At 44.2% G+C, this 11,796-nt stretch carries 11 protein-coding genes; 4 read left to right on the top strand and 7 right to left on the bottom strand.

Going from position 1 to position 11,796, the window contains the following annotated elements; all coding sequences use genetic code 11:
- Positions 1-53: 53 nt before the first annotated feature.
- Positions 54-830: a 23S rRNA (guanosine(2251)-2'-O)-methyltransferase RlmB gene (gene rlmB / locus ABD894_RS03025; protein WP_345209502.1), complete on the bottom strand. Its 777-nt coding sequence runs from the start codon at positions 828-830 to the stop codon at positions 54-56.
- 272 nt (positions 831-1,102) lie between these two features.
- On the opposite strand from rlmB, the gene dnaB reads away from it, so the two are divergent.
- Entirely contained in the window at positions 1,103-2,662 is a 1,560-nt protein-coding gene (gene dnaB / locus ABD894_RS03020) for a replicative DNA helicase (protein ID WP_345209592.1), read from the top strand.
- 194 nt (positions 2,663-2,856) lie between these two features.
- Here the strand turns inward: dnaB and ABD894_RS03015 are convergent, their stop codons facing one another.
- Both ABD894_RS03015 and ABD894_RS03010 read right to left on the bottom strand, forming a co-directional pair.
- The gene (locus tag ABD894_RS03015; protein ID WP_345209501.1) at positions 2,857-4,758 is read right to left on the bottom strand and encodes an OmpA family protein; all 1,902 of its coding nucleotides are present in this window, start codon (positions 4,756-4,758) and stop codon (positions 2,857-2,859) included.
- 41 nt (positions 4,759-4,799) lie between these two features.
- Positions 4,800-5,423 (bottom strand): 7-carboxy-7-deazaguanine synthase QueE, encoded by a 624-nt coding sequence (locus tag ABD894_RS03010; RefSeq protein ID WP_345209500.1) that lies wholly within the window; start codon positions 5,421-5,423, stop codon positions 4,800-4,802.
- 95 nt (positions 5,424-5,518) lie between these two features.
- Here ABD894_RS03010 and ABD894_RS03005 point away from each other — a divergent pair, with 95 nt between their 5' ends.
- Together ABD894_RS03005 and ABD894_RS03000 are read left to right on the top strand one after the other, a co-directional pair.
- On the top strand, positions 5,519-6,283 hold the full coding sequence (locus tag ABD894_RS03005) for a hypothetical protein (RefSeq protein ID WP_345209499.1): 765 nt from the start codon (positions 5,519-5,521) through the stop codon (positions 6,281-6,283).
- A gap of 7 nt (positions 6,284-6,290) precedes the next feature.
- The gene (locus ABD894_RS03000; RefSeq protein ID WP_345209498.1) at positions 6,291-6,653 is read left to right on the top strand and encodes a Rieske (2Fe-2S) protein; all 363 of its coding nucleotides are present in this window, start codon (positions 6,291-6,293) and stop codon (positions 6,651-6,653) included.
- Here ABD894_RS03000 and ABD894_RS02995 read toward each other — a convergent pair.
- From ABD894_RS02995 to lepA, 4 genes are all read right to left on the bottom strand, one after another.
- Positions 6,650-7,318 (bottom strand): DUF6348 family protein, encoded by a 669-nt coding sequence (locus tag ABD894_RS02995; RefSeq protein ID WP_345209497.1) that lies wholly within the window; start codon positions 7,316-7,318, stop codon positions 6,650-6,652. The two genes, ABD894_RS03000 and ABD894_RS02995, sit on opposite strands and share 4 nt — an antisense overlap.
- 23 nt (positions 7,319-7,341) lie before the next feature.
- On the bottom strand, positions 7,342-8,223 hold the full coding sequence (locus tag ABD894_RS02990) for a bifunctional 5,10-methylenetetrahydrofolate dehydrogenase/5,10-methenyltetrahydrofolate cyclohydrolase (RefSeq protein WP_345209496.1): 882 nt from the start codon (positions 8,221-8,223) through the stop codon (positions 7,342-7,344).
- A gap of 4 nt (positions 8,224-8,227) precedes the next feature.
- Positions 8,228-8,962, bottom strand: coding sequence for a hypothetical protein (locus ABD894_RS02985; RefSeq protein WP_345209495.1), 735 nt, complete (start codon positions 8,960-8,962; stop codon positions 8,228-8,230).
- A 61-nt stretch (positions 8,963-9,023) separates the two neighbouring features.
- Complete coding sequence (lepA, locus tag ABD894_RS02980) at positions 9,024-10,811, bottom strand: translation elongation factor 4 (RefSeq protein WP_345209494.1); 1,788 nt, start codon at positions 10,809-10,811, stop codon at positions 9,024-9,026.
- 118 nt (positions 10,812-10,929) lie between these two features.
- Between lepA and ABD894_RS02975 the strand changes: the two genes are divergently transcribed.
- The gene (locus tag ABD894_RS02975; RefSeq protein ID WP_345209493.1) at positions 10,930-11,796 is read left to right on the top strand and encodes a fructosamine kinase family protein; all 867 of its coding nucleotides are present in this window, start codon (positions 10,930-10,932) and stop codon (positions 11,794-11,796) included.

The raw sequence follows: 11,796 nt of genomic DNA, 5'->3' as shown, positions 1-11,796 counted from the left end.
AATAATTTCTCCCTGATTCCTGAATCTTTACTCTTGATTCTTTCACTCCCCCTTCAGGGGGCCGGGGGGTAATTTCGCTGCCTCACCGCTTCATACAATATCACACCTGTTGATACCGATACGTTGAGTGATTCTATTTCGCCGAACATGGGTATTTTGGCCAGGTGATCGGCTATGCGGATAATGTCGTTACGGATACCGTCTTCTTCTGAGCCCATGATGATGGCTGTTGGGGCGGTATAGTCGGGTTTGTAGATGTAGTCGTTTGTTTTTTCGGTACAGCAAACCAGTTGCAAGCCCGATTCTTGCAGAAACTTCACCGTTTGCATAAAGTTATCGTGCCTGCAAACAGGAATTTTGTATAATGCACCTGCCGAGGTTTTAATAGCGTCCGGATTGATCTGCGCCGAGCCCTTCGCGGGCACTACAATGGCATGTACGCCTGTACATTCGGCCGTACGGGCAATCGCGCCCATGTTGCGTACGTCGGTTATGCTATCCAATACTAATATTAGCGGCACTTCGCCTTTTTCAAATATTTCGGGGATGATGTTCTCTATTTTTTGGTATACAATGGGCGAAATAAATGCCACCACACCCTGGTGATTTTTCATGGTGAGGCGGTTCAGCTTTTCTACCGGTACTTGCTGCGCGGTAATATTGTACTCGCCCAGCAGTCCTTTTAACTCGCTTAGCAAAGCGCCGCCCAGGCCGCGCTGAATATAAAGTGATTCTATTTCTTTGTCTGAGCGGATCGCCTCTATCACCGCGCGGATACCAAAGATAATCTGGTTACTCTCGCCGCGTTGAGGTCTGGAATTAAAAGCCATATAACATCTGTTTGAACTGACAAAAGTAGCTATATTTATTGATTAAGCAGTTATTGAACTCAAGTGCCATTTCGGTTTTTTTGAAGTAATTAACACCGGCTTACTTTTATCAACATAGTATGATTTACAGCATCTTAAGGCCGTTATTAACAACTCGTGTGGAAAACGTGTTGATTTCTTAAAGCGTTAAGCCTTATATAATCAACGTTTATTTTTAACTGTTTGAACAGGATGTTAGCGAATACGAAAATTTTTTGTATATTTTTGTGGCTATGATTTTCGAGAACGATAACCAGCAGAACAAGCCGAACACTAACGAACGACGAAACCGGTTTCCTACCATCAGTCAGTACAGCGGGGCAGGGAAACTTCCGCCACAAGCTATTGACCTTGAAGAAGCTGTATTGGGTGCCTTAATGCTTGAAAAAGACGCGCTATCAACGGTGATAGACATTTTGCAGCCCGATGTATTTTATAAAGAAAATCATAAAAAGATATTCAACGCCATACGCCTGCTGTTTGAAAAAACATCCCCGGTGGATATACTTACCGTAACCGCCCAGTTACGCTCGCAAGGCGACCTGGAGATGGTTGGTGGCGCATATTATATTACCGAGCTTACCAACCGTGTAGCCTCGGCAGCTAACATTGAATACCACGCGCGTATCATTATCCAAAAGTTCATCCAGCGCGAGCTGATCCGCATATCAACAGAGGTGATCAGCAACGCGTATGAAGATACTACCGATGTATTCGACCTTTTGGATAAAGCCGAGAAAAACCTTTTCGATATAGCACAGAACAACCTTCGCCGCGATTCGCGTAAGATGGACGACCTGATGACCGAGGCTCTACGCGACATCGAATCGCTGAAAGATAAAAAAGACGGTTTAACAGGTGTGGCATCCGGCTTTACCGAGCTTGACCGTATGACCTCGGGCTGGCAAAAATCCGATCTGGTAATTATCGCGGCTCGTCCGGCGATGGGTAAAACGGCATTCGTACTTACCTGCGCCCGTAACGCGGCGGTTGATTTTGCTAAGCCAGTAGTGGTGTTCTCGCTGGAGATGTCGTCGGTTCAGTTGGTTAATCGTTTGATATCCGGTGAGGCGCAAATTGAACAGGAAAAGATCCGTAAGGGTAACCTTGAAGAGTGGGAATGGCAACAGATCCACACCAAAATCGGTCGCCTGGAACAAGCGCCGTTAATTATTGACGATACCCCCGCGCTTAATATATTCGAGTTCCGTGCTAAATGCCGTAGGCTAAAATCGCAACACGATATCCAGCTGATCATCATTGACTACTTGCAGCTGATGCATGGTAAGAGCGATGGTAAAGGCGGTAACCGAGAACAGGAAATTGGTAGTATATCGCGTGCTTTAAAATCGGTAGCTAAAGAGCTGAACGTACCAGTGATCGCGCTGTCGCAGTTAAGTCGTGCGGTGGAGAGTCGCCCGGGTGGTGCCAAAAGGCCGATGCTATCGGATTTACGTGAATCGGGATCAATTGAGCAGGATGCGGATATGGTATTGTTCCTTTACCGCCCCGAATACTACGGCTTGGAAGTGGATGAAGATAACAACCCTACACAAGGCGTGGGTGAGGTAATTATAGCCAAACACCGTAATGGTGAAACCGGCCGTGTAAGGCTCAAATTCGTGGGTAAATACGTTAAGTTTACCGACCTTGAGCAAATGGACGATTTCAGCGCCGGCAACAACGCCTTTGCTGGTCTTGCACCGGGCCAGGGCTTTGAAAACCCTAACCCAAGCAACTTCATTATCCGCCCATCGCGTATGGATGATATGGATGATGAGGCACCATTTTAATCAGATTTTATTTAACAGCGGAGTTAGCAGAGTTTTTCACGAAGATATGTGGAGGTTACAGGGAGTTTGCTCTTTGTAACCTTTTTTGTTGGGAGGACTAAACCTCTGTTCGTTTCGCTTTGATTTGAATTATAATGAAACTACGCCTTCCAATTACCACCAAACTCCCGTACTATTACAAACCATTCCCCCGATTATTTAGATATAATTTTAAACTCCGTTCTCCGGTTAAGTTTGCGGCCTTGTTCGGTGGCGTTATCGGCTATGGGTTGGCTTTTGCCGTAGCCTTTGAATACCAGGCGGAAGGTTTCGAGCTTGTGGCCGATAAGGTATTGGTAGACCGCCTTGGCACGATTTTCTGATAGTGTTTGGTTTTGCTGATCGTTACCCACGTTATCAGTATGCCCAGATATTTCGATGTTCACGTTCGGGTTATCGCCCAAAAACTGGATCAGCTTTTGCAGCTCAGTTTTTGATTCGGGTTTCAGGTCGAATTTATTGGTGTCGAAAAAGATGTTTTTTAGTACCACTTTTTTACCTATATCGATAGGCGATAACGATACATTGATGATGAACGGCTCTTTAGGTTCGCGACCCAACAGCGAAAAGTTTTCGGAGTAGAACAGGTAGCCCTTCTTCGATATATTGATACCATAGTTTTTACCGGAAGTCAGCGTGGCCAAAAAATCACCCTTCTCGGGCGAACTCGAATCTTCATAGGCCGCCTTGTTGCGTTCAAGATCGACAATCTCAATGTCGGCTTCTAAAGGCTCGTTGCTTAGGGCATCTCTAACTATACCTTTTACGTAAGTTACCAGCTTAGGCCTGATGTTTTGCGGCATCTCGAAGGTGTAAATATCGAAGCCACCCAGACCTTTCAGCTTGTTTGATGAAAAGAAGGCATACCTTCCATTAGCGGTAAGTGTAAGCCCGTTTTCATCTCCGCCAGAATTAATAGGATAACCCAGGTTCTCGGGCTTCTGCCATTTTTCATCCTTGCCCAAGCGGCTTATAAAAAGATCTTTATTGCCCATGCCCGGCCATCCGTTCGAGCAAAAATAGAGGGTATTATCATCAGGGTGAATAAACGGCGATTGCTCATCATAAGGCGTATTAATGTTTGGGCCGAGGTTTTCCGGTTCGGCCCAGCCGTTATCTGTTAGTACGGTCTTCCATATATCGTATCCGCCCAAACCACCGGCCTTGTTGCTCACAAAATATAAAGTACGACCATCGGCACTGATAGAAGGCTGCGACTCCCAAGCGGCCGTATTTACAGGCGGATTAAGCCCGATAGGTTTCCCCCAGTCGTCACCACGTTTTTGCGCAATGTAAATATCGCAACGTCCTAATCCTTCGGGGCGGTTGCAGCCTGTAAAGAACAGGTACCGCCCATCCTGCGAAATAGATTGCGCTCCCTCGTTATAAGTAGGCGTGTTGATCTGGTTACTTAAATAAGTGGCCGTTTGCCATTTATTGTCAGGTTTAACGCTCTTGTAAAAATCTTCGTTGTTGTTGATCTTACGGGTAAATATCAGCGTGCTTTCATCAGCGGTAGCAACCGGAAGATACTCGTCATCCGCCGTATTTATTTCCGGCCCAATATTCTGCGGATCGAATTTAACCGGGTGCTGCAAAGCTTGTATGCCAAACTTGCAATCAATTATCAGCTTTTGCGAATAGGCAATATTTTGTGGTGTATTATTCGGATAAGCTAAATACTTTTCGAGGTGCTGTTGTGCCTGAGCATACTGGCCGTCGCCTATTTCAACTTCGCCAAGTTTAAGGTACACAAACCGTGTAAATTCGGGGTTAATGGCTACTACCTGCCGGTAATGTTCAACAGCCTGTTTGTAAAGGCGACGCTGCCTTGATATATCTGCCAGTTGAAAATGCGCCTCAATAAATTTCGGATCTTCTTCAATGGCCTTGGTTAGCTTGGCCATGGCTTCATCATACAATGATTTGTCGAGATCCTGGCTGGCGGCAGTGAAATATTTGAGGGCCTGTTTATCGGTTGTGCTATACCGTCCGTTCTGCGCGCTGCTATTGAGGCACACCATTAGCATAAAAACTAAAAGTAAAGCAGTACGCATAATTAGGTTTATTACGGTAATTTCACCGTAAGTTACAAAACCTACGGAATATTCAAATATTTATGTGTTTGTAAAGATATTTCCCATTGTGGGTTATTCATCACGTAATCAACAATCAATGGGGTCATTTCTTTGGCTTTTGACCATTCGGGTTGCAGGAAAAGCTTACAATCGGGCCCAACCAGTTTGGCGTTCTGCTCGGCAAATTCAAAGTCTGATTTATTGAATACGATCACCTTTAATTCGTGTGCAGCGGCAGCGACGTTAAGGGTAGGGGCCTTGAATTTCTTTGGTGAAAGGCATATCCAGTCCCAGTTACCCGATAACGGATAAGCGCCCGATGTTTCGATAAAAGTTTTGATACCGCGTTGCTGCAGTTGCGTAGTAAGATAATCAAGATTGTATATTAACGGCTCGCCGCCTGTTACCACCACGTTTTTAGCCGGGTGTACAATGGCATGGTCAACAATGGTATCGGCAGCGGTAAGGGCGTGCAGTTCGGCATCCCAGCTTTCTTTAACATCGCACCAGTGGCAGCCCACATCGCATCCGCCTAAACGTATAAAGTATGCTGCTTTGCCTGTATTGTATCCTTCGCCCTGTATCGTATAAAATTCTTCCATTAAAGGAAGCAGCGTGCCGTCATCCGGAATTTGGTGTGCCATAATATTTTGCAAATATACGCATTCAATTAATGCAGATTTATTTGGGCCTTCTATTTGTAAAGTATATTCGCTATTATTACTTAAAATTTACTTTAATGAAGAAATTTTATCTGCCTGTCATAGTTTTTCTTCTGCTTACGTTTACATCATGTGTAGATGTGGAAGAACGTTATGATTTTAAGGTAGATGGCTCATGCAATGTAGTTTACGGATTTGACATGAGCCGGGCTGTTTCGGTTTTAATGAACCTCATGACCGATTCGATAAAGGCCACTCCCGATTTTGCCGCCAAAAAAGATACCACGCTAAATTTTTACAGTGCCATGCCCGATAGCATTCAGCAAACAATGGATAGCAGCGAGGTTAAGCTGGCTAAAACCAGCGATCTTTCGGTTAAAATGGACCTGAAAAAGAATTTGATGAGGGTGAGCGTTAACCATGTGGCCAAAAACACAGCCGACCTGGAATATTACCTCAAGAACATTTCAAAAATATCCATGAACAGTCAACTGGCGGCTATTACCAAAAATACCGGCCAAACTAAAACCAACGATGCACAGCAACTGATCACCGGGCAGGATTACTATACCTATGAAATTACGCCAAGCCGGTTTTCGCGCATCATTGATAAGATAAAGTTTAACGCATTTTTGAAACGCACACAATCAACCCTGGTAATGGCTAAGGCCATGCTGATTGATATGCCTTACAAGCTGGTGCTCAACTTCGCCAAGCCTGTTAAACGTGTTAATAACCCCAAAGCCGTACTTTCTGCCGACCGTAAACGTGTTACCCTTGAAACCGATATGGACGAGGTGATCAGAAACCCGGCGGTAATGAACCTGCAAATAGATTTTTAAGCTGATTATGAAGTGGTACCGTGTACCTGATGTAGAGCCTAACGGACAACCCTTTATTAAAAAAATAAAACCGGATGGCAAGAATATTTGCCTGGTAGGATATGAGGGCGAAATATTTGCGTTAAGTGCCCGCTGCCCGCATGCCGGTGAAGACCTGAGCCGCGGCTGGTGTAAAGAAGGCAAGCTGGTATGCCCCATACATCGTTTCTCATACGATTTGGAAACTGGCAGAGGCAGCACCGGCCAAAACGATTACGTGAATACCTTTCCCGTAAAAATAAAGAATAATGAAGTGTATGTGGGTATAAACTCTTTTTGGGGGAAGATAAAGAGCTTGTTTAAAAGAGAAGAAATGGATTATGACGATTAACGTTCTTGCCGCCTCAATATCATAAAGTTTCTGCAACTGTAAAATTCAACTCCGGGTATTATCGGAACTGATGCGAATATCAAACCTGCATTATCTACGGAATGGTTATCCATTAAAAATTCCGTACTTGATATCTGATCTTTCTGCTGGGTGTAAAAACCTCTGAACCAATGCAGGTTCTTATTAAGTGATTGAGATTTAACAGCTGCTTCAAAGGCGGCAAAAAATGAATTTGCAGGATTTACATCTGTTGTATTTTCGCCCATCATTTTAGGCGTTAACAGTCCAACATAAGCTTTCCATATCGTTCCGTTAATATTCCAATCCTCAACGCCAGCATAATAGAGGACTTCCGGGATTTTGCAACCGAAAGCAGCCAATAAAACATGCAGACTACCTGACCCGAAATTGTCGAAGTTTTTGTTAATAGCCGATTCCAAATCAACGCCTATATCTCCAAGCGATTCGGTAATTGTTTCACCGGCAGTGGTCACAACATTAACATCCAATTGTGAGCTGATATAATTTCCAATTGGTTGATAAAAACTCTTTGCCCGTAATTTGATGTTAAGATCGGTATAAATAAAATCGTCATCATGATTTACATTGATACCATGATGACGTAAAATCTTGGCTAAATGATCGTTTAAAATTATCTCTTTCATCGATATAGCCCCGCACGAATATTTTATTGATATACTTCTTTGTTAGCCGACGCTAAAGTGTTTTTCAATAAGCCAACAATGGTCATTAAGCCAACACCGCCCGGTACCGGGGTAATCCACGACGCTTTAGGGGCTACGTTATCAAAATCAACGTCGCCATATAATTTATAGCCCGATTTGGTAGTGGCTGATGTTTCGCGGTTCATGCCTACGTCAACAATTACAACACCTTCTTTCACCATATCGGCAGTAATAAAGTTCTTTTTACCAATGGCTACAATTAGTATATCGGCATCAAGCGTAAACTTTTTAATATCGGGTGTACGGCTGTGGCAAATAGTTACGGTGCAGTTACCAGGTTGGGTGTTGCGCGCCATTAAAATGCTCATCGGCGAACCTACTATATTACTGCGGCCAACTACTACGCAATGCTTGCCTGCGGTTTCAATACCGTATTCCTTCAGCATAAGGGTGATGCCATAAGGGGTAGCCGGTATAAAAGATGGCAGGTTGCGTTGCATACGGCCCAGGTTAACCGGGTGAAAGCCATCCACATCCTTGCGGTGATCTATCTTTTCGGTTACTTTTTCAGGGTCGATATGTTTAGGGAGCGGTAGTTGAACAATAATACCGTCGATATCCTCGTCTGCATTTAGTTCGGCTACTTTTACCAGCAGGTCTTCCTCGGTTACATCATCTTCATAACGCACCAGGGTCGATTTAAAACCTACCTTTTCGCAATTTTTCATTTTGCTGGCCACGTAGGTTTCGCTGCCGCCATCGTGCCCAACCAGTACAGCCACCAGGTGTGGCTTGCGGCCGGTTCTTTCTAATATTTTCGCTGCTTCTTCGGCTATTTCAACCTTCAACTTTTCTGATACGTATTTTCCGTCGAGTAACTGCATGCTTTTAAAACGCTTTAAGTAAAGAATCTATTTTGTGGCTCGCGCCGATAGGGTTGAAGCCATTATCCACACTGGCCCTGTAAGTCAACTCGGCACGTACAGCCGCGCCATACATGTCGTTCAATTTAGTGGCCTCGTATTGGTCTATCAGTGTTTTGTATTTGTTTTTCTTTAGCGGATCGATGATTGCTTCGGCATCTTTGCGGGTTTGTACCGGCTTTAGTTTAGCCAGCGCGGCAAGTTGCTCATTGGTAACCAAAGTGCCGAAGAATTTGTTCGACAGGTCATCCGGAACCTTGATATTATCCAGTTGCTCTTTGCTGATCCCTTTTGGTAACCATAGCTGACCGGCTGTTTTATCGTTAATATCTTTAAATATCAAAACCGAATACCTTTTGGCCGGGTGCGGATCTGTAGTAAGAGGGATAGAATCCAGCGCTTCGAGTTTTAGAATAGCGTAGCTGTTCCGTTGCTCGGTATTTAATATTTTATAATGCCCCGGCGACTGCTTAAAGTTGGTTTTATAATCTGGTGAAACCTTGTAAAGCAACAGCGTATCCTTGCTCTGCCTGAACATTTTGGTATCGTCAACAGCCACCATGTAGTAATCCGTTTTTAAAACGGTAGCTATTGGGGTACTGCTTTTGCATGCCGACAGCAGGATGATAAGAGCAGTACAGAATAATTTAGCAGCCCTTACGGCTAATGCAATTTTAGGTTTACCCGGAGATAACTTCATGTTATATGTACCAAATATATAGGCCCTTTAATTAGCTCCCCGAAAGGGGAGCCATCAAGGGTTAATCCAGTTTTAATACCGCCATAAATGCCGATTGAGGTATCTCTACGTTACCTACCTGGCGCATGCGTTTTTTACCTTTTTTCTGTTTCTCTAACAGTTTACGCTTACGCGATATATCACCACCATAACATTTGGCGGTAACGTCTTTACGTAAGGCTTTTACGGTTTCGCGGGCGATGATCTTGGCACCGATAGATGCCTGTATAATGATCTCGAATTGCTGACGGGGCAATAGCTCTTTCAGTTTTTCGCAGATCTTTTTACCAAAATCGTAAGAGTTGCCACGGAAGATCAACGACGACAATGCGTCTACCGGTTCCGAATTTAGTTTGATATCCAAACGTACCAGATCCGACTGGCGGTAACCTATCTGGTGATAATCAAACGACGCGTAACCTTTTGATATGGTTTTCAATTTATCGTAAAAGTCGAATACAATTTCGCCCATTGGCAACTCAAAGGTAAGTTCCACACGGTCAGACGTTAAATACGACTGATTGGTGATGGTACCACGTTTTTGAATACATAAGGACATTACCGGGCCAACAAAGTCGGATTTGGTGATGATGGTAGCCTTAATATATGGTTCCTCAACAAAATCAATCTTACTTGGGTCTGGTAGGTCCGATGGGTTATTAACGATCATGCTTTCACCCTTGGTTGTGTAGGCTATGTACGATACGTTGGGTACGGTAGTGATCACCGTCATATCAAACTCACGCTCTAAACGCTCCTGGATGATCTCCATGTGCAGCATACCCAGGAAACCGCAACGGAAACCGAAGCCTAACGCAGCAGATGATTCCGGCTCAAAAACCAGTGATGCATCGTTCAGTTGCAGTTTGGCCATTGATTCGCGCAGTTCTTCGTAATCCTCGGTATCAACTGGGTAAATACCCGCGAATACCATCGGTTTTACTTCCTCAAAACCTTGTATACCTTCGGCACAAGGGCGGTCAACGTGAGTAATGGTGTCACCCACCTTTACCTCTTTTGATTCTTTTATACCCGAAATGATGTAACCTACATCACCGGTTTTTATAACGTCTTTAGCAAACGGACGTAGCTTCAACGTGCCTACTTCATCAGCAAGGTATTGCTTTTCGGTAGCCACAAACTTTACTTTTTCGCCTTTGCGTATTTCGCCGTTTATTACTTTAAAGTAAGCGATAATACCACGGAACGAGTTGAAAACAGAGTCGAAGATCAATGCCTGCAATGGCGCGGTCGGATCGCCTACCGGGGCAGGCACACGGGCAACAATAGCCTCCAGTATATCATGCACACCCATACCGGTTTTACCCGACGCGGCGATGATCTCCTCGCGTTTGCAACCTATCAGTTCAACAATCTGGTCTTTAACTTCCTCGGGCATAGCGCCGGGCAGGTCCATTTTGTTTAATATCGGGATGATCTCTAGGTCGTTTTCAAGCGCCAGGTAAAGGTTTGATATTGTTTGCGCCTGTATACCTTGGGCGGCATCAACAATCAGCAGCGCGCCTTCGCAGGCTGCAATTGAGCGCGAAACCTCGTACGAGAAATCCACGTGGCCTGGGGTGTCAATAAGGTTCAGTACATATTTTTGACCATTAAGCACGTAATCCATTTGAATGGCGTGGCTTTTAATGGTAATACCGCGTTCGCGTTCAAGATCCATATCGTCAAGCAATTGTGCCTGCGACTCGCGTTGGGTAATAGTGTTAGTATATTCAAGCAACCTATCAGCAAGTGTACTCTTACCGTGGTCAATGTGTGCTATAATACAAAAGTTACGAATGTGCTCCATACAGAATCGCAAAAATAACTTTTTAACCGGATATTTCGGTATGCTGTTTTTTAAAGTATTTTTAGTTGATTGCCGATAATAATATCTGATGATATTTAAAGGTTAATATTTATAAACGATGCCAATATCACGTGCTTTAGTAAAAATAGTAGAAGAGCGGCTCGCCTTGAAATTTAAGGGGTTTGAGCCAATAGGTGGCGGCAGTATAAACAGCACCTACAGCCTGCTTACCGATAAAGGAAGATACTTTGTAAAAACGAACAGTAAGCCCCGCTTTAAAGGAATGTTTGAGGCAGAGGCAAGAGGATTGCACCTGATAGCAGATACCCAAACTATTGCTACCCCCGAAGTTGTTTTGCAGGATGAAACCGATAGCGAATACTTTTTGCTACTGGAATGGATAGATACCAAACGACCGGACAAGAAAACGTCACAATTATTGGGGACAGAACTGGCTGCCATGCACAGGCTCAGCTCGCTCACATTCGGGCTCGATCATGATAATTACATGGGTTCGCTAAATCAATCGAATAAACAACACAACACCTGGGGCGATTTCTTTATTAATAAGCGATTGATACCTATGGTAAAACTCGGAGTTGATTTACAGATGCTCGATCAAACAGATGTTAAACACTTCGACACGCTATATAAACACCTGCCAGAACTGTTCGATGAAGAACCGCCCGCACTTATCCACGGTGATCTTTGGGGAGGCAATTACATTATGGGTGCCAATAATAAACCCTACCTGATTGACCCGGCCGTAAGCTACGGTCACCGCGAATTCGATATGGCCATGACCACCTTATTCGGTGGTTTTGCCAACGAGTTTTATATTAGTTATAACGAAGCCTATCCGCTGGCCAAAAACTGGCAACAACGCATTGACCTTTGGAATTTATACCCGTTGCTGGTACACGTAAATATATTCGGCGGTAGTTATGTAGGTCAAACACGCGATGCTTTAAGGCAGTTTGTTTAA

The sequence above is a fragment of the Mucilaginibacter gynuensis genome (genome assembly GCF_039541195.1).
Taxonomy (GTDB): domain Bacteria; phylum Bacteroidota; class Bacteroidia; order Sphingobacteriales; family Sphingobacteriaceae; genus Mucilaginibacter; species Mucilaginibacter gynuensis.
This window is presented reverse-complemented; position numbering and strand designations above follow the sequence as displayed.

Bases quoted from the DNA above. Each gene is read 5' to 3' on its own strand.
- ABD894_RS03005 (WP_345209499.1), top strand. From the start codon at position 5,519: ATGAAGAAATTTTATCTGCCTGTCATAGTTTTTCTTCTGCTTACGTTT.
- ABD894_RS02990 (WP_345209496.1), bottom strand. From the start codon at position 8,223: ATGCAGTTACTCGACGGAAAATACGTATCAGAAAAGTTGAAGGTTGAA.
- dnaB (WP_345209592.1), top strand. From the start codon at position 1,103: ATGATTTTCGAGAACGATAACCAGCAGAACAAGCCGAACACTAACGAA.
- ABD894_RS02985 (WP_345209495.1), bottom strand. From the start codon at position 8,962: ATGAAGTTATCTCCGGGTAAACCTAAAATTGCATTAGCCGTAAGGGCT.
- ABD894_RS03010 (WP_345209500.1), bottom strand. From the start codon at position 5,423: ATGGCACACCAAATTCCGGATGACGGCACGCTGCTTCCTTTAATGGAA.
- ABD894_RS02995 (WP_345209497.1), bottom strand. From the start codon at position 7,318: ATGAAAGAGATAATTTTAAACGATCATTTAGCCAAGATTTTACGTCAT.
- rlmB (WP_345209502.1), bottom strand. From the start codon at position 830: ATGGCTTTTAATTCCAGACCTCAACGCGGCGAGAGTAACCAGATTATC.
- ABD894_RS03015 (WP_345209501.1), bottom strand. From the start codon at position 4,758: ATGCGTACTGCTTTACTTTTAGTTTTTATGCTAATGGTGTGCCTCAAT.
- ABD894_RS02975 (WP_345209493.1), top strand. From the start codon at position 10,930: ATGCCAATATCACGTGCTTTAGTAAAAATAGTAGAAGAGCGGCTCGCC.
- ABD894_RS03000 (WP_345209498.1), top strand. From the start codon at position 6,291: ATGAAGTGGTACCGTGTACCTGATGTAGAGCCTAACGGACAACCCTTT.
- lepA (WP_345209494.1), bottom strand. From the start codon at position 10,811: ATGGAGCACATTCGTAACTTTTGTATTATAGCACACATTGACCACGGT.